This is a genomic window from Microbacterium jejuense, from assembly GCF_039544225.1.
In the GTDB taxonomy this organism is placed as follows: domain Bacteria; phylum Actinomycetota; class Actinomycetes; order Actinomycetales; family Microbacteriaceae; genus Microbacterium; species Microbacterium jejuense.
In genome coordinates, this window is record NZ_BAABLG010000003.1 from 508,443 (window position 1) to 525,079 (window position 16,637).

The window sequence follows — 16,637 nt, forward strand, 5'->3', positions numbered from 1 at the left end:
CGGGGCGCTACCCGCGCGCGTCGGACCGGTGCGAGACCAGCCCTCCGAGGCGTCGGATCGTCTCGGTCTTGCCGAGCAGCTCCATCGACTCGAACAGTGGCGGCGACACCCGGCGGCCGCTCAGGGCCACGCGCAGCGGACCGTAGGCGAGGCGGGGCTTGAGACCCAGCCCGCCCTCGTCGACGGGCGTGATGAGGGCGCCCGCGAGCGCGTCCTGCACGACCGCGGCCGAGAAGTCGGTGTCGGGCACCAGCTCGAGCGCGCCGACCGAGGCGACCAGCACCTCGTCGGCGTTCGCGGGCAGCGACGCGAGCGCGTCGTCCTGGTAGTCGATCTCGTTGCTGAAGAGGAAGCCCAGCAGGCCGGGCGCATCGCCGAGCAGCTGCATGCGCTCCTGCACGAGGGGCGCGGCCGCCGCGAGCGTCGCCTGCTGAGCGGGCGTGGGCGTCTCGTCGACGACGCCGGCCGCGGCCAGGTACGGCACCAGGCGTGCCGCGAAGTCCTCGGGCGCCAGCATGCGGATGTGGTCGCCGTTGATCGACTCGGCCTTCTTCTGGTCGAACCGCGCCGGGTTGGGGTTCACGTCGACGATGTCGAACGCGGCCACCAGCTCCTCGAGCGAGAAGACGTCGCGGTCGGGGCCGATCGACCAGCCGAGCAGCGCGAGGTAGTTGAGGAGGCCCTCGTGGATGAAGCCCTTGTCGCGCTGCAGGAACAGGTCGGCCTTCGGGTCGCGCTTCGAGAGCTTCTTGTTGCCCTCTTCGCCCAGCACGAGCGGCATGTGCGCGAAGCGCGGCACGAACGTCGTGACCCCGGCATCCGCCAGCGCGCCGTACAGCGCGAGCTGGCGTGCCGTCGACGGCATGAGATCCTCGCCGCGGATGACGTGCGTGATGCCCATGAGCGCGTCGTCGACGGGGTTCACGAACGGGTACAGCGGCACGCCTCCGGCGCGCACGAGCACGAAGTCGGGGAACGACCCGGCCGGGAAGGTGACCTCGCCGCGGATCAGGTCGACGTAGGTGAGGTCCTCGTCCGGGACGCGCAGACGCCAGGCGGGCTCGCGGCCGTCGGCGCGGAACGCGGCCTTCTGCTCGTCGGTGAGGTGGCGGTCGAAGTTGTCGTAGCCGAGCTGCTTGGCGCGGCCGTTCGCCTCGTTGCGCGCGTCGATCTCTTCGGCGGTCGAGTAGCTCTCGTACACGGCGCCCACCGCGATGAGCTTGTCGAGCACCTCGCGGTAGATGTCGTGGCGCTGCGACTGACGGTACGGCGCGTGCGGGCCGCCGACCTCGACGCCCTCGTCCCAGTCGATCTTGAGCCAGCGCAGCGCGTCGAGGAGCTGCTGGTAGCTCTCTTCGCTGTCGCGCGCGGCGTCGGTGTCTTCGATGCGGAACACGAGCTTGCCGCCGTTGTGGCGGGCGTAGGCCCAGTTGAACAGCACCGTGCGGATGAGTCCGACGTGCGGGAGGCCGGTCGGCGACGGGCAGAAGCGGACGCGGACGTCGGCGCCGGTGGCGGTCGTGGTGCGGGGATCAGGCGAAGAGGACATCACCGCAGAGTTTAGTTGCCCGAGGCCGCGGGCGACGGCGCCTCCCGGTGCGCGGATGCCTCGCCGCCGGGGTCTGCGGCCGGCCCGGCCACGAGCCGCGCCAGGGCCGCGAGCGTCGCCCGCACCGCCGGGACGCGGTCGGCGCCGCGCGCGGTGACGGTGTGGATCGTGCGCTGCTCCCCCGCCGGCAGCGGCACGATCGCCAGCCCCGGCAATTGCGGGAACGACTCGACCGCCATGCGCGGCAGCGTCGCAACGCCGATCCCCTGCGCGACGAGACCCTCGACCGCCACGAAGTTGTCAGTCTCGAAGGCGATGCGGGGCGCGAACCCTGCACGGCCGCACAGCTCCAGCAGGTGTCCGCGGCAGCGCGGGCAGCCGGCGATCCACGCATCGCCGGCGAGCGTCGAGACGTCTACGACGGGGCCTTGTGCGCCGACGTGGCCGGCCGGCAGCACCGCGAGCATCTCGTCGACGCCGATCGAGCGCACGTCGAGCCCGCGTGCACTCGTCCCGTGCGGATCCTCGCGGTCGCCGGGGTAGCTGAAGGTGAGCGCGATGTCGGTGCGGTCCTCGCGCACGGCGTCGACCGCCTCGGGCGGCTCGGCCTCGACGTAGGTGAGCGAGATCCCCGGATGCCGCACCGCGAGCTCGGCGAGCAGCCTCGGCACGACCGTGGGCGAGGCCGACGGGAAGGCCATGAGGCGCACCCGCGCGGCGCGCAGGCCCTGAAGCTCGGCGAGCTCGCCGGCCGCGGCATCCAGTGCCGTCGTCACGGCCGGCGCGTGACGCGCGAGCACCCGGCCGGCGTCGGTGAGGCGGACGCTGCGTCCGACGCGCTCGATGATCGCGACCCCGAGGCGCTGTTCGAGGCGCTTGAGCTGCTGGCTGACGGCGGGCTGACTGTAGCCGAGCTCGAGGGCGGCGCCGGTGATCGAGCCGGCGTCGGCGACGGCCTTCACCAGGCGCAGCTCGCGGGCGTCGAACCCGGGATCGTCGTCGAACACGTCCGTCATGATCCGAGCATAAGTGTTCGTTATGGGTTTCATCGAATACCTGTTCTAGACGTGAGCATTCGTTCGCTTCAGGCTGGAGGACATGTCCGCACTGGTCGATTCCTCCCCCGCGATCCGCGCCGCGCAGCGCGAGTTCCCGGGCGCGCGCGACTACCTCGCGGCGTGCACCGCCGGCCTGCCCCTGCGTGCCACCCGCGACGCGCTGATCGCCGATCTGGACGCCGCCTCCGCCGGACGCGTCGACCTCTCGTCGTACTGCGCCGCGGTCGAGCGCTCCCGGGCGCTGTTCGGCTCACTCGTCGGCGTCGGCGCCGAACGTGTCGCGATCGGCTCGCAGACCTCCGTCGCCGCCGGTCTCATCGCCGCCTCGCTGCCCGACGACGCCGAGGTGCTGGTGCCCGAAGGCGAGTTCTCGTCGATGGTGCTGCCGTTCGTGCACGCCGGGCGCGGCATCCACGTCCGCACCGCGCCGCTGCCCGAGTTCGCCGCGCACGTGTCGGCCGACACCGCACTCGTCGCGTTCTCGATCGTGCAGTCGGCCACGGGCGAGGTGGCGGATGCCGCGGCCGTCGTCGCCGCCGCTGCCCGGCACGACGCGCTCACCCTGTGCGATGCGACGCAGGCCGTCGGCTGGCTCCCAGTCGCGGCATCCGCGTACGACGCCGTCGTCTGCCACGCCTACAAGTGGCTGTGCGCCCCTCGCGGCGTCGCGTTCCTCGCCCTGTCGGAGCGTCTGGCCTCCCGGATGACGCCGATCCACGCCGGCTGGTACGCCGGCGACGACCCGTGGTCGTCGTGCTACGGCGGTGACGTCGAGCTCGCCACCGACGCGCGACGGTTCGACGTCTCGCCCGCGTGGCAGGCTTTCGTCGGCGCCGCGCCCGCGCTGGAGCTGTTCGCCGCCCTCGACCCCGGCGAGCTCTACCGCCATGCGACGGGGCTGGCTGCGGCGTTCCGCGAAGGACTCGGACTGCCCGAGCCCGTCCGCGCTTCGGCGATCGTGACCTGGGACGACCCCGAGGGGTGCGACCTCGCCCGGCTCACCGCCGCCGGCATCACCGCGTCGGGCCGGGCGGGACGCGCCCGGGTCGCGTTCCACGTGTTCAACGACGGCGACGACGTCGATCTCGCCCTCGCGGCGCTCGGCCGCTGACGGCCCGCACCCGCTCTCGCCCGACTGCGTAGACTGCTGACGCGGGTCAGCCGGCCCTTGCGATGACGGAGGCCTCATGACCCCCCACCCCGACCGCACGGTGCTGCGCGGCGGTGTCGTGGTCGACGGCACGGGCGGGCCTCGACGCACCGCCGACGTCGAGATCATCGACGGCCGCATCGGCGTGATCGGCGAGGTCGAGGAGCGTGGCGGCGACACCGTCGTGGACTGCCGCGGCCGGTTCGTGCTGCCCGGCTTCATCGACGCGCATGCGCACGTCGACGGACTGGTCTTCGACCCCGAGGTGCAGCTCGCGCTGCTGCGCCAGGGCGTGACCACCGTGATCGGCGGTCAGGACGGCGTGTCGTACGCGCCCGGCGATGGCGTGTGGGCGAGCCGGTACTTCGCCGCGATCAACGGCCCGCATCCCACGTATGCGGGCGGCGGGGTGGCCGAGCTGCTCGCGTCGTACGACGGTGCGACGCCGCTCAACGTCGGCTACCTCGTCCCGGCGGGCACCGTCCGCCACGAGGTGATGGGGATGGCGCAGGCGCGGGCGGATGCCGTCGAGTTGGCCGAGATGCGACGGCTCGTCGCCGAGGGACTCGAGGCCGGTGCGCTCGGGCTGTCGACCGGCCTCGACTACGTGCCGGGGATCTTCGCCGACGCCGATGAGCTCGCGCAGCTGTGCGCGCCGGTCGCGGCCGCAGATGCCCTGTACGTCACGCACATGCGCGGCGGGTACGAGACCAACACGGCCGCCGGCCTCGCCGAGGTGGCCGCGATCTGCGCCCCCGGTGCGGCGCACCACGGCGTGCGGGGGCACGTCTCGCACCTCCACGTCGACGCGGCCGATGCCGCGCGCCTGCTCGCCGAGGCCGCCGGCTCCGGCGCCGATCTGTCGTTCGACATGTATCCGTACACCCGCGGCTGCACGCTGGTGGCGATGGCGGTGCTGCCGCCCGAGTACAGCACGCTCGGGGTCGACGACGCTGTCGAACGCCTCGCGGATCCCGCCGAACGCGCACGCCTGCGCGACGACTGGTTCCCGGCCGTCGCCGACAAGCCGAGCCTCGGGCCGGACTGGCCGTCGATGATCCGCGTCGGCCACACGCCGGCAGCGGACTGGGCGTGGGCCCCCGGGCTGAGCATCGCCGAGATCGCGAACGAGCGCCGGACCGACGTCGTCGACGCGACACTCGATCTGCTCGTCGCCGGGCGGATGGAGGTCAACGCGGTCATGGCCGTGCGTGACGAGCGGCCGATCGAGAACCTCGCGCGGCTCTTCGCTCTCGACGGGCATACCGGCGGCTCGGACGGCATCTTCGTCGGCACCGTGCCGCACCCCCGTGCCGCCGGGTCGTTCGCGCGGTTCCTCGGCACGTACATCGGCCGCTCGTTCGAATGGGAGGGCGCCGCCGTGCACCTCGCCGGGCGCACGGCCGAGCGCTTCGGGCTGGCGGAACGCGGCGTCCTGCGCCCCGGCGCCGCGGCAGACCTCGCGATCATCGACCCGCTCACGGCCGCCGACGCCGCCACCTACGACGACCCGCGCGCACTCGCCCGCGGGATCGACGACGTGTTCGTCAACGGGGTGCACGTGCTGCGCGGGGGCGCGCTCACCGGCGCTCTGGCCGGACGCGGACTGCGACGTGCGGCCTCGGCCGCCGGCATCCACTCCCCCTCCCAGACCTCCACGAAAGGAACGCCATGACCAAGGAAGCCGTCATGATCCAGAACGCCCCCAAGCCCGCGGGGCCCTACAGCCACGGCGTCGCCGCGAACGGGCTGCTCTTCACGGCAGGCTTCGGCCCGCAGGATCCGGCGACCGGCGAGGTCGTGCCCGGAGGCGTGTACGAGCAGACGCAGCAGGTGCTGCGCAACGTGCGCAGCGTGCTCGAGGCCAAGGGCGCGTCGTTCGACGATGTGGTGAAGGTGACCGCCCACCTGCAGCACCTCAAGCGGGATTTCGCCGAGTACAACCGCGCGTACGGCGAGTTCTTCGCCGAGCCGTACCCGGTGCGGACGACCGTCGGCTCCGACCTCTACGACATCCTCGTCGAGATCGACGTCGTCGCGGTGCTGCCGGAAGCGTGACGCCGGTGTCGTCCGCAGCGTTCGGCGACCGCGTCCTCGGCGCGGACGACAAGGGGCTGCCGGCGGATGCCGCCGGCAGCACCGTCGCGGAGTTCCTCGCCCGCGAGCCGCGGCTCGCCGAGCTGTGGACGCCCCTGCTCGTCCTCGACCAGGGCGCGGTCGACGACAACATCGCCTTCCTCGCCGGCTGGGTCGCCGAACGGGGCCTGGAGCTGATGCCGCACGGCAAGACCACGATGGCTCCCGCGCTGTGGCGGCGTCAGCTCGACGCCGGGGCGACGGGCATCACGGTCGCCACGCCGTCGCAGCTGCGGGTGGCGCTCGAGGCCGGAATCCCGGCCGTGATGCTCGCCAACCAGCTCGCACAGCCCGAGACGATCCGCTGGGCGGCGAGCGCCGCGGCGTCCGGCACGCGGATCTGGAGCTGGGTCGACGACCCCGCCGCGATCGATCTCGTCGAGCGCGCACTGGGCAACGATCCTGCGCAGCCGCTGGAGGTGCTCGTCGACCTCGGTCGCCCAGGCGGTCGCACCGGCGTGCGCTCGGTCGGGGGCGCGATCGCGCTGGCCGAGCGGATCGCCTCCTCACCCGCCGTCCGCCTGGCCGGCGTCGCAGGGTACGAGGGCGCCGTCGCACACGGCCGGGGACCCGAGGGGCTGGCGGCGGCCCGCACGTTCGTCGACGAGATCCTCGCTGCGCACGACGCCTTCGCGCCGCTCTACGACGACGGCGACGTGATCGTCACCGCCGGCGGCAGCGCCTACCCGGACGTGGTCGGCACCGCCTTCGCGGCGGCCGCGCAGAGCGGCGATCGCGCGCGCTTCGTGCTGCGCTCGGGCGCCTACGTCGTGCACGATCACGGGTACTACCGGCAGAACTCGCCGTTCGAGCACGCGGGCCTGCGCCCGGCCGCGCGGGGACTCGCCCGGGTCGTCTCGCGCCCCGAGCCGGGGTTGGCACTGGTCGACGCCGGCAAGCGCGACTTCCCCTACGACGAGGGGATGCCGATTCCGCTGTATGCGATCGCCTCGGACGGGGACCGGATGCCGCTCCCCGGCGCCGAGCTGACCAAGCTGAACGATCAGCACGGCTTCGTGCGGGTCGCCGCCGACTCCCGACTCGGGCTCGGCGACGTGGTGGTCTTCGGGCTGTCGCACCCGTGCACGATGTTCGACAAGTGGCGACTCGTGCCCGTTGTGGACACACTCGACGACGACGCGTTCGACCTTTCGACGGCGATCGTCGCCGACGTGATCGAGACCCGGTTCTGAGGTCGGGCCGGCGCCCGCGGCTCAGCCCGGCCGGCCCGACACCAGCACCGCGCGGTGTGCGACGGTGACCCGCCCGTCGGCGCCGGCGCGTTCGCCGGTGTACCGACGGTATTCGTCGGCCATGCGGGCGCGGGTGCCGGCATCCTGAGCCCGGTAGATGCCGCCGACGGTCGCGACGCCGCCCTCGACGCCGGCCCACAGCGCTTCGGGCTCGAACGCGAAGTCCCACGACACCACACGCGCCCGCACCCCGCTCAACCCGCCGTCGCGCAGCACACCCGCCACGCCGTCGGCGTCGCGGGCGAAGTCCTTGTCGGGCGGGAGCGTCTTCTCGGCCGGGCGATCCAGTGCGGCCGCGTCGAGCACGGCGTCCCACATCGGCCGCAGCGGACTCGTGACACCGTGCCAGACCGTCGCGACGACGATCCCCTCCGGCTTCGCCACCCGGGCCAGCTCGCGGGCGGACATCCGGGCATCGGGCACGTGGTTCAGCACGAAGTTGGCGGTGACGGCGTCGGCGGTGTCGTCCTCGAGTCCCAGGTGGGGAAGGGCGCGGACGAAGAACGGCAGATCGGGACGCTGTCGGCGGGCGGTCGCCACCATGGACTCCTCGGCGTCGACGCCGGCGGCATCCCAGTTGCGCTCCGTGGCCGCGATCACCACGGTGCCGGGCCCGGTGCCCACGTCGAGCAGCACGCGCCCGTCGGTGCGCGCCTCGGCCTCATCGAGGACTGCGTCGACCGCGCCCGCACACAGCGCGGCGAACGACGCCGCGTAGGCGTCGCCGACGTGCGACCAGTCAGCCATCGGCGCCGGTGTCGGTCGAGACCGCCGGGCGACGCGACGCGCGCCATCCCAGCGGGGCCATCAGCACGGATGCCACCACCAGCGCCATCACGACCAGTGCGAGCCCGCCGTACCCGATCCAGCCGAGCATCGCGCCTGCGGCGATCGCGCCCGCGCCGCCGACGATGCTCATCGTGAAGTCGCTGATGCCCTGACGGCGTGTGCGCAGCTCTTCGGACGAGGACTCGACGAGCAGTGTCGCGCCGGCCACCGTCGAGGCGCTCCAGCCGAGGCCGAGCAGCACCAGGGCCAACGTGACGGCGACCGTGGAGTTCTGCCCGAACGACGCCGTCAGCAGCGCGGCCGCCAGCAGCACTTGGCCGACGAGGATCGTGGGCACGCGCCCGACCCTGTCGGAGAGGATGCCGAACACCGGCGACAGCGCGTACATGCCGGCGATGTGCAGGCTGATGGTGAGGCCGATGATCGACAGCGTCGCGGCGTCGGACTCGCCGTGCGTCAAGTGGGTCAGGTGCACGGGCGTCATCGCCATGATCGACACCATCGTGCCGTGCGCGGCCGCCACGGCGAAGATCGCGTAGCGCGCCGCGACAGGCCGGTCTGCGCGCGCGATGCCGCGCGCGGCCGCGGGCGTGCTCGCCGTCACCCGCTGTGCGAGCAGCAGCGGATCGGGGCGCATCATCGTCGCGTACAGCACGATCGCGAGCAGCTGCGCCACGACGGTGAACAGGTACGGCCCGGTCATCGGCGGCATGCCGACGGCGTCGCCGAGCACCTCGCCCGGTCCGACGAGGTTCGGACCCAGCACGGCTCCGATGGTCGTCGCCCACACCACGATCGACAGGTCGCGGCCACGGGAGGCATCCGTCGCGAGGTCGGCCGCGGCGAAGCGCGACTGCAGGTTCGCCGCCTGACCCGCGCCGATGATCGCGAAGCCGATCAGCAGCAGCGGGAACGCCTGCAGCGCGACCGCGAGGATCACGAGCCCCACGCCGGCCAGCGCGACGGCCATGCCGGTGGTCAGCGACAGCCGGCGGCCGCGACGACGGGCGATGGCGGCGAGCGGGACGGCGGTCAGCGCGGTGCCGAGGGTGATGGATGCCGCAGCCAGCCCCGACAGGGAGTCATTGCCCGACAGCTCGGCGGCGAGCACCGCCCCCAGCGACAGCGTCGCACCGAACGCGAGGCCGCCGAGCACCTGCCCGAGCGAGAGCACCCAGACGGTGCGGCGCTGGACGCGCGCGACGTCGGCGGCGGTCGGGGCGACGTCGATGTCGGGCGCCGTCGGCCCGGGATCAGGCATCGATCCCCCCGAGGTCACGCGTCGCGAGCACTGTTGCGCAGGGTGCCCAGGCCGGTGATCTCGACCTCGACGGTATCGCCGGCGACGATCTGCCCGACGCCGGCGGGGGTGCCGGTGAGGATGACGTCGCCCGGCAGCAGCGTGAACGCCGCTGAGGCGAACGCGATGACGTCGGCGAGCGAGAAGATCATGTCGCTGATCGGCCCCTGCTGGCGCACCTCGCCGTTCAGCCGCGTGGTGATGACGGCGTCGCCGGCAGGGTCGAACTCGGTCTCGATCGCAGGGCCCAGCGGGCAGGAGGTGTCGAAGCCCTTGGCCCGCGCCCACTGTCCGTCCGAGCGCTGCCAGTCCCGCGCGGTGAGGTCGTTGGCGATCGTGTAGCCGAACACGTAGTCCAGCGCGCGCTCGGCGGGCACGTTCTTGGCGATGCGGCCGATGACCGCCGCGAGCTCGCCCTCGAAGCTGATGAAGTCGGAGCCCGACGGCAGCACGACAGCGTCGCCCGGGCCGATGACCGACGTGTTGGGCTTGAAGAACAGCATCGGCGCGGTCGGCACGTCGTTGCCGAGCTCGGCGGCGTGGTCGCGGTAGTTGCGGCCGACGGCGACGACCTTCGACCGCGGGATCACCGGGGCCAGCAGCGCCACGTCGGCCAGTGGCACGCGCTCGCCCGTCGTGTCGTAGCCGGCGAACAGCGGATCGCCCGCGAGGACGACCAGCTCGCCCTCGTCGACGATCCCGTATCTGATGGCGTCGTTGTGGCTGAAGCGCGCGATCCTCACGGATTCACCCTAGCCGTCCCCTCCGACGCGCGAAGCCCCCACGGTGACCCGCGGGGGCTTCGTGCGGTGTGACGATCAGCTGTCGAGGCGGACCATCCAGCCGTGGCGGTCCTCGACGCGGCCGTACTGGATGCCGGTCAGCTCTTCGCGCAGCGACAGTGCCAGCTCCGACGAGGCCTCGCCCTCGTGCACGATCTCGTACTCGTCGGCGATCAGTTTGCCGATCGGCACGACGACGGCGGCGGTGCCGCACGCGAAGGCTCCGACGATCGCACCGGATGCCGCGCCCTCGCGCCACTCGTCGATCGTGACCTTGCGCTGCTCGACGGTGAGGCCGCGGTCCTTCGCGAGCTGCAGGATCGACGCGAGCGTGATGCCCTCGAGGATGGAGTCGGACTCGGGCGTGATGAGCCGGCCGTCGTTCGTCACGAGCACGAGGTTCATGCCGCCGAGCTCTTCGATGTACTCGCCGTCGAGGAAGAGCACCTGCTGGCAGCCCTTCTCGTACGCCTCGGCCTGCGGCAGCAGGCTCGACGCGTAGTTGCCGCCCGTCTTCGCCGCGCCGGTGCCGCCGTGGCCGGCGCGCGAGTAGCGCGTCGACAGCGCGATGTTCACGGGCTGCACGCCGCCCGTGAAGTAGGCGCCGGCGGGGCTGGCGATCAGGTAATACGCGACCTTCTTCGCCGCACGGACACCGAGGAAGGCCTCCTTCGCGAACATGAACGGCCGGAGGTACAGGCTCGTCTCGGGAGCGGTCGGCACCCAGGCGCCATCGACCGCCACGAGCTCGCGCAGCGACTCGAGGAAGTACTCGGCGGGCAGTTCGGGCAGGGCGAGGCGACGCGCCGAGCGCTGCAGGCGGGCGGCGTTGCGGTCAGGACGGAAGGTCCAGATCGAGCCGTCCGCATGACGGTACGCCTTCAGGCCCTCGAAGATCTCCTGCGAGTAGTGCAGCACGGCCGCCGCCGGGTCGAGCGGGATCGGGCCGTACGGCTGCACGCGGGGGCGATGCCAGCCGCCCTTCTCGGACCAGCAGATGTCGACCATGTGGTCGGTGAAGTGCTGACCGAAGCCCGGGTCGGCGAGGATCGCCTCGCGCTCGGCGTCGGGCGTGGGCTCGGCGTCGGGCAGGACGTTCCAGACGAGGCCGGAAGCCGAGGGCGCCTGAAGGTGGAGTTCTGTGGTCATGAGTGGATCCTCCGTCGATGCGGCGACGTATACAGGTTAAGCCGAGAGCCGTGCGGCGATGGCGTCGCCGATCTCGGTCGTCGTTCGGACTGCCGAGCCGCGGGTCGCGATATCGTCCTCGACGGCGGCGGTGACGCGCCGGGCCTCGTCCTGCAGCCCGAGGTGGTCGAGCAGCAGTGAGACGGAGAGGATCGCGGCCGTGGGATCGGCCTTCTGCTGGCCTGCGATGTCGGGCGCCGAACCGTGCACGGGCTCGAACATCGAGGGGAACGCGCCGTCGGGGTTGATGTTGCCCGAAGCGGCGAGGCCGATGCCACCGGTGACGGCGCCGGCCAGGTCCGTGAGGATGTCGCCGAAGAGGTTGTCGGTGACGATCACGTCGAAACGGCCCGGGTTCGTGACCAGGAAGATGGTTGCCGCGTCGACGTGCAGATAGTCTACGGCGACGTCGGGGTGCTCCCGCGCCACCTCGTCGACGAGCCGCTTCCAGATCCCGCCGGCGTGGACCAGCACGTTCGTCTTGTGCACGAGCGTGAGCTTCTTGCGGCGGCGCTCGGCGAGCTCGAACGCGTAGCGCACCACGCGCTCGACGCCGAAGGCGGTGTTGACCGACGTCTCGTTGGCCACCTCGTGCGGTGTGCCCGTGCGGATGGAGCCGCCGTTGCCGACGTACGGCCCCTCGGTGCCCTCGCGCACCACGACGAAGTCGATGTCGCCGGGTGCCGCGAGCGGCCCCGGCACACCCGGGTACAGCTTGGAGGGACGCAGGTTCACGTAGTGGTCGAGCTCGAACCGCAGCTTCAGCAGCAGCCCGCGCTCGATGTTCGCATTCTTCAGACGCGGGTCGCCGGGCACGCCGCCGACGGCGCCCAGCAGGATCGCGTCGTGCGTGCGGATCGCCTCGAGGTCGGCGTCGGTGAGCGTCTCGCCGGTCTCGAGGAAGCGCGCGGCGCCGAGCGAGAACCGCGTCCGCTCGAACTGCACATCGCTGCCGGAGGTGGCGGCATCCAGCACCTTCTCCGCCTCGGCGATGACCTCCGGACCGATGCCGTCACCCGGGATGACGGCCAGTTTCACGACACGAGACATGTGGCTCCTACGACTTCTGGCGGGACTCTCCCAGGGTAGTGGCCGCGATGACCCCGGCGATCACGACGAGGGCGGCGCCGATGAGCGCCGTCACCGTCACCCCGGCGTCGAACGCAGAGGCCGCGGCGTCGAACAGCGCGGTGCCGGTCGGCCCCCCGATCCCGTCTGCGGCGTGGACGGCGCCCGCGAGCGTCTCGGACGCGGCGTCGGCCGCGGCATCCGGGACTCCCGCCGGGATCACCAGGTTGCTGCGATACAGGGCGGTGAGGATGCCGCCGAGCACGGTCGTCCCCAGCACCGCGCCCAGCTCGTACGCGGTCTCGGACACAGCGCTGGCCGCACCCGCCTTCGCGGGCGGAGCGCTCGCGAGCACGAGCTCGTTCGACACCGTCTCGGCGGCGCCGATGCCGATGCCCAGCGACACGAACGCGGCCACCAGCGCCGCGATGCTCTCGGGCCCGGTCGCGAACGCGACTGTCACGTAGCCGGCGACCGAGAACGCCAGGGCGATCGGGATGACCACGCGGGCAGGCCACTTCTTCGAGATCGGCACGACCGCGAGGCCCGACACGATCATCATCACGAGGCCCGGCACGAGGGCGAGGCCGGCCTGCAGCGGAGTGAGCCCCACGATCAGCTGCAGATGCTGCGCGACGAAGAACAGGAAGCCCACCAGCGCGATGACGCTCAGCAGGTTGACCAGCAGCGCTCCGGTGAACGTGCCGAGGCCGAACAGGCGCATGTCGAGCATCGGGCTCTCGGCGTGCAGTTGGCGGCGGACGAACAGCAGGCCGAAGCCGAGGCCGAGCAGCATCGGCAGCCACGCGCTCACGCCGAATCCGTGCGCCGCGAGCTCCTTGATCCCGTAGACGATCGGGATCATCGTCGCCATCGACAGCAGGATGCTGAGCGGGTCGATGCGGCCCGGCTTCGGGTCCCGGCTCTCGGGCACGAGGAGCGGCGCGAGGATCAGCAGCGGGATGAGCACGGGCACCGACAGCAGGAACACCGAGCCCCACGAGAAGTGCTCCAACAGGATGCCGCCGACGATGGGTCCGAGCGCGGAGCCCGCCGAGAACATGGCGGCCCACACGGCGATCGCGAGACGCCGCTGGTCGCGGTCGGTGAAGATGCTGCGCAGCAGCGACAGCGTCGAGGGCATCAGCATCGCGCCGAACACACCCATGCCGGCGCGCGCCGCGATGAGCAGCGCGGCGGTGGGTGCGAAGGCGGCCAGCACCGAGACCGCGGCGAACCCGGTCGCGCCGATCAGCAGCATGCGGCGGCGGCCGAACCGGTCGCCGAGCGTGCCCATCGTGACCAGGAGTCCCGCCAGCACCAGCGGGTACGCGTCGATGATCCACAGCTGCTGCGTGCTCGACGGCTCCAGGTCGAGCGCGATCTCGGGCAGGGCGAAGCTCAGCACGGTGTTGTCGACCGAGACGAGCAGCACCGGCAGCATGAGCACGACAAGGGCCGCCCAGCCGCGCCAGCCGACCTTCCGGCCTTGGGCTTCGGCGAGGGAGAGTTCCTGAGTGAGAGTCATTATTTCTATACCGTCCAGCCGGTATAGTATCAGGATGCCGCAGCCGCTGTCGATAGCATCGAGGCCATGAGCCGCCCTCCCCTCGCCCGCGAGAGGGTGCTCGACGCCTTCGAGCGGATCCTCATCGAGGATGGCGAACGCGCCGCGACGATGGATGCCGCAGCCCGCGCCGCCGGCGTCTCCAAGGGCGGTCTGCTCTACCACTTCGGCACCAAGGAGGCCATGGAGGCGGCGCTCATCGCACGTCTCTCCGACCTCGTCGACGCCGATCTCGCCGCCATCGCCGCGGCGCCCGAGGGCCCGGTCGCCTACTTCCTTCGCTCGTCGGTCATGGACGACGAGCCCCTCGACCGGGCGATCATCGCGGCCTCACGCCTCGCGCAGTCCGGCAACGCACCCGCGATCACGGCGCTCCACGAGATGCGCTCCCGCTGGGAGGACGCGCTGCGCCCCCACACCCGCGATGCCGCCGCACTCGACCTCGTCATGCTCGTGAGCGACGGACTGTACTTCAACAACGCTCTGGGCGGGGACGCCCCGCTCACCGTCGTGCCGAACGGCGCCGCCCTGGACGCGCTCGTCGCGCTGGTCGAGCGCGCCGTCTCGGGCTGACGCCGCTGCGCCGACCTCGCCGACGGTCTCCGCCGGTGCCCGGCCTCACCAGGTCCGGCAGACCTCGCGTACACGGAGCGTGGTGAGGATCACCGCGACCCACTCGCAGTCACCGTCCGCGGTGGCTGCGGCGTCCTGCTGCAAGGTCCGCTCGATGCGGTCCGCCGTCATGTCGGCGGCCCAGGCCGGTCGCTCTGTCACCGACTCCTCCGCCCCCGGCAACGCGACGGCCGGCAGCGGCGCGGGCTGCGGTTCGGCCGATCCTCCGCCCGGGGTCTGACACGCCGTCAGCCCCAGCACCACTCCGGCGACCAGCACCGTGCCCGCCCAGCCTCGTGCGTCCATGGCCGTTCCTCCTGATCTCCGCCACCCGGAAGGGGTGGATGAGTCCAGGGTGGGCAGGGGCGATACCGAGCCGGGTTCCGCCGGTACTCACCGCGTACCCGTGGAAACTGCGGCGCATGACGGATGCCTCGCGCCGAGCCGGCTGCGGCTCAGGCGCGAGGCATCCGCTCCGATCAGGATTCGGTGATCTCGATCTGACGGAACAGGTCGGCGTCGATCGCCTCGCGCACCTCGTCGAGCAGCTCGTCGGGGACCGGCGAGTCGACAGTGAGCACCGACAGCGCCTGGCCGCCGGCGGCCTGACGCGCGATCTGCATGCCGGCGATGTTGATGCCGGCCTCGCCGAAGCGCTGGCCGTACACCGCGACGATTCCGGGGCGGTCGGTGTAGAGCATGACGACGTGGTTCGTCTCGATCGGCAGCTCGATGGCGTAGCCGTTGATGGCGACGAGCTTCTCGACCTGCTTGGTGCCGGTGAGCGTGCCCGACACCGACAGCTGGGATCCGTCCGACAGCGCGCCGCGCAGTGTGATGACGTTGCGGTACTCGGGGCTGTCGTCGTCCACGAGCAGCCGCACCTCGACGCCGCGCTGCTCGGCGAGCAGCGGCGCGTTCACGTACGAGACAGTCTCGCTCACGATGTTGGTGAAGACGCCCTTGAGCGCAGCGAGCTTCAGCACGCTGACGTCGTACGCCTGCAGCTCGCCGTGCACCTCGACGTCGAGGCTCGTGAGCGGCGAACGCGCCAGCGCGGCGAAGATCTGGCCGAGCTTCTCGACGAGCGGGATGCCGGGACGCACGTACGGGTCGATGATGCCGCCCGCGACGTTGACCGCGTCCGGCACGAGCTCGCCGCCGAGGGCGAGGCGCACCGACTTGGCGACCGAGACGCCCGCCTTCTCCTGCGCCTCTTCGGTCGAGGCACCGAGGTGCGGCGTGACGACGACGTTCGGCAGGCTCAGCAGCGCTGCTGCCGTGCCGCCCTCGGCGGGCGGCTCGGACGTGAAGACGTCGAGGCCGGCGCCGGCGATCTCACCGGCGGTGAGCGCGTCGTGCAGCGCCGCCTCATCGATCAGGCCGCCGCGGGCGACGTTCACGACATAGGCCGTCGGCTTCATGATCTTGAACTGGTCGGCGCCGATCATGCCGGTCGTCTCGGGCGTCTTGGGCATGTGGATCGTGACGAAGTCGCTCTGCTCGAGGAGCTCGTCCAGCGAGAGCAGCTGCACGCCGAGCTGCTGGGCGCGGGCGCTCGTGACGTAGGGGTCGTACGCGACGACGCGCATGTCGAACGCCTGCAGGCGGGCCGCGATGAGCGCGCCGATGCGGCCGAGGCCGATGATGCCGACAGTCTTCTCGAAGAGCTCGGTGCCGGTGTACGAGCTGCGCTTCCACGCGCCGCCCGCGAGCGACGCGTGCGCGGCGGGGATGCGGCGCGCGAGGCTCAGGATGTGGCCGACGGTGAGCTCGGCGGCCGAGATGATGTTGGAGGTCGGCGCGTTGACGACCATGACACCGGCGGTGGTGGCCGTCTTGATGTCGACGTTGTCGAGGCCGACGCCGGCACGGGCCACGACCTTCAGCACGGGGGCCGCCGCGATCGCCTCGGCGTCGATCTTGGTCGCCGAGCGGATCAGCACGGCGTTCGCGTCGGCGAGGGCCGACAGCAGCGCGGGCCGGTCGGTGCCGTCGACGTTGCGGACGTCGAAGTCGGGACCCAGGGCGTCGATCGTGGCGGGAGAGAGTTCTTCGGCGATCAGAACGACAGGCTTCGTCACGGTGTTCCTTCGGTGACAGCGCGCGAGCACGCGAGGAGGATCGGATGCCGCGCCGCACGCCGTCGGGGGCGAGGCCTGTCTGCCAGCCTATCGCGGGTGTA

15 protein-coding genes are annotated in these 16,637 nt (G+C 71.9%); 5 read left to right on the plus strand and 10 right to left on the minus strand.

Annotation, left to right across the window (positions count from 1 at the left end):
- Window positions 1-7: 7 nt before the first annotated feature.
- Entirely contained in the window at window positions 8-1,549 is a 1,542-nt protein-coding gene (gltX, locus tag ABEA46_RS06865; RefSeq protein WP_345543631.1) for a glutamate--tRNA ligase, read from the minus strand.
- 11 nt (window positions 1,550-1,560) lie between these two features.
- Entirely contained in the window at window positions 1,561-2,565 is a 1,005-nt protein-coding gene (locus ABEA46_RS06870) for a LysR family transcriptional regulator (protein WP_345543632.1), read from the minus strand.
- A gap of 82 nt (window positions 2,566-2,647) precedes the next feature.
- Between ABEA46_RS06870 and ABEA46_RS06875 the strand changes: the two genes are divergently transcribed.
- From ABEA46_RS06875 to ABEA46_RS06890, 4 genes are all read left to right on the plus strand, one after another.
- Window positions 2,648-3,718, plus strand: a complete 1,071-nt coding sequence (locus tag ABEA46_RS06875) for an aminotransferase class V-fold PLP-dependent enzyme (protein WP_345543633.1) — start codon at window positions 2,648-2,650, stop codon at window positions 3,716-3,718.
- A gap of 76 nt (window positions 3,719-3,794) precedes the next feature.
- Entirely contained in the window at window positions 3,795-5,432 is a 1,638-nt protein-coding gene (locus tag ABEA46_RS06880) for an N-acyl-D-amino-acid deacylase family protein (protein WP_345543634.1), read from the plus strand.
- Window positions 5,429-5,815, plus strand: coding sequence for a RidA family protein (locus ABEA46_RS06885; RefSeq protein ID WP_345543635.1), 387 nt, complete (start codon window positions 5,429-5,431; stop codon window positions 5,813-5,815). Before ABEA46_RS06880 ends, ABEA46_RS06885 begins: the two co-directional genes overlap by 4 nt.
- A 5-nt stretch (window positions 5,816-5,820) precedes the next feature.
- Window positions 5,821-7,086 (plus strand): alanine racemase, encoded by a 1,266-nt coding sequence (locus ABEA46_RS06890; RefSeq protein WP_345543636.1) that lies wholly within the window; start codon window positions 5,821-5,823, stop codon window positions 7,084-7,086.
- Window positions 7,087-7,107: 21 nt separating this feature from the next.
- On the opposite strand, the gene ABEA46_RS06895 is transcribed toward ABEA46_RS06890, so the two are convergent.
- The 6 genes from ABEA46_RS06895 to ABEA46_RS06920 all read right to left on the minus strand — a co-directional run bounded on the left by ABEA46_RS06895 (window position 7,108) and on the right by ABEA46_RS06920 (window position 13,801).
- Entirely contained in the window at window positions 7,108-7,893 is a 786-nt protein-coding gene (locus tag ABEA46_RS06895) for a class I SAM-dependent methyltransferase (RefSeq protein ID WP_345543637.1), read from the minus strand.
- The gene (locus ABEA46_RS06900; RefSeq protein WP_345543638.1) at window positions 7,886-9,196 is read right to left on the minus strand and encodes an MFS transporter; all 1,311 of its coding nucleotides are present in this window, start codon (window positions 9,194-9,196) and stop codon (window positions 7,886-7,888) included. Before ABEA46_RS06900 ends, ABEA46_RS06895 begins: the two co-directional genes overlap by 8 nt.
- 14 nt (window positions 9,197-9,210) lie before the next feature.
- On the minus strand, window positions 9,211-9,978 hold the full coding sequence (locus ABEA46_RS06905) for a fumarylacetoacetate hydrolase family protein (RefSeq protein WP_345543639.1): 768 nt from the start codon (window positions 9,976-9,978) through the stop codon (window positions 9,211-9,213).
- A gap of 75 nt (window positions 9,979-10,053) precedes the next feature.
- Window positions 10,054-11,166, minus strand: coding sequence for a branched-chain amino acid aminotransferase (locus ABEA46_RS06910; protein ID WP_345543640.1), 1,113 nt, complete (start codon window positions 11,164-11,166; stop codon window positions 10,054-10,056).
- A gap of 36 nt (window positions 11,167-11,202) precedes the next feature.
- On the minus strand, window positions 11,203-12,255 hold the full coding sequence (locus tag ABEA46_RS06915; protein WP_345543641.1) for a 3-isopropylmalate dehydrogenase: 1,053 nt from the start codon (window positions 12,253-12,255) through the stop codon (window positions 11,203-11,205).
- Window positions 12,256-12,262: 7 nt separating this feature from the next.
- Window positions 12,263-13,801 carry an MFS transporter gene (locus ABEA46_RS06920; protein ID WP_345543642.1) on the minus strand — a complete coding sequence of 513 codons (1,539 nt, stop codon included), beginning with the start codon at window positions 13,799-13,801 and terminating at the stop codon, window positions 12,263-12,265.
- A 66-nt stretch (window positions 13,802-13,867) separates the two neighbouring features.
- On the opposite strand from ABEA46_RS06920, the gene ABEA46_RS06925 reads away from it, so the two are divergent.
- Window positions 13,868-14,413, plus strand: a complete 546-nt coding sequence (locus tag ABEA46_RS06925; RefSeq protein ID WP_345543643.1) for a TetR/AcrR family transcriptional regulator — start codon at window positions 13,868-13,870, stop codon at window positions 14,411-14,413.
- Window positions 14,414-14,458: 45 nt separating this feature from the next.
- Here the strand turns inward: ABEA46_RS06925 and ABEA46_RS06930 are convergent, their stop codons facing one another.
- Window positions 14,459-14,758 carry a hypothetical protein gene (locus ABEA46_RS06930; RefSeq protein WP_345543644.1) on the minus strand — a complete coding sequence of 100 codons (300 nt, stop codon included), beginning with the start codon at window positions 14,756-14,758 and terminating at the stop codon, window positions 14,459-14,461.
- Between the two features lie 173 nt (window positions 14,759-14,931).
- A complete protein-coding gene (serA, locus tag ABEA46_RS06935) occupies window positions 14,932-16,536 on the minus strand; it encodes a phosphoglycerate dehydrogenase (protein WP_345543645.1) in 1,605 nt (534 codons plus the stop codon).
- Window positions 16,537-16,637 lie beyond the last annotated feature (101 nt).

Coding starts and splice junctions, on each gene's coding strand:
- gltX (WP_345543631.1), bottom strand. CDS start 1,549: ATGTCCTCTTCGCCTGATCCCCGCACCACGACCGCCACCGGCGCCGAC.
- ABEA46_RS06870 (WP_345543632.1), bottom strand. CDS start 2,565: ATGACGGACGTGTTCGACGACGATCCCGGGTTCGACGCCCGCGAGCTG.
- ABEA46_RS06875 (WP_345543633.1), top strand. CDS start 2,648: ATGTCCGCACTGGTCGATTCCTCCCCCGCGATCCGCGCCGCGCAGCGC.
- ABEA46_RS06880 (WP_345543634.1), top strand. CDS start 3,795: ATGACCCCCCACCCCGACCGCACGGTGCTGCGCGGCGGTGTCGTGGTC.
- ABEA46_RS06885 (WP_345543635.1), top strand. CDS start 5,429: ATGACCAAGGAAGCCGTCATGATCCAGAACGCCCCCAAGCCCGCGGGG.
- ABEA46_RS06895 (WP_345543637.1), bottom strand. CDS start 7,893: ATGGCTGACTGGTCGCACGTCGGCGACGCCTACGCGGCGTCGTTCGCC.
- ABEA46_RS06900 (WP_345543638.1), bottom strand. CDS start 9,196: ATGCCTGATCCCGGGCCGACGGCGCCCGACATCGACGTCGCCCCGACC.
- ABEA46_RS06910 (WP_345543640.1), bottom strand. CDS start 11,166: ATGACCACAGAACTCCACCTTCAGGCGCCCTCGGCTTCCGGCCTCGTC.
- ABEA46_RS06915 (WP_345543641.1), bottom strand. CDS start 12,255: ATGTCTCGTGTCGTGAAACTGGCCGTCATCCCGGGTGACGGCATCGGT.
- ABEA46_RS06920 (WP_345543642.1), bottom strand. CDS start 13,801: ATGACTCTCACTCAGGAACTCTCCCTCGCCGAAGCCCAAGGCCGGAAG.
- ABEA46_RS06925 (WP_345543643.1), top strand. CDS start 13,868: ATGAGCCGCCCTCCCCTCGCCCGCGAGAGGGTGCTCGACGCCTTCGAG.
- ABEA46_RS06930 (WP_345543644.1), bottom strand. CDS start 14,758: ATGGACGCACGAGGCTGGGCGGGCACGGTGCTGGTCGCCGGAGTGGTG.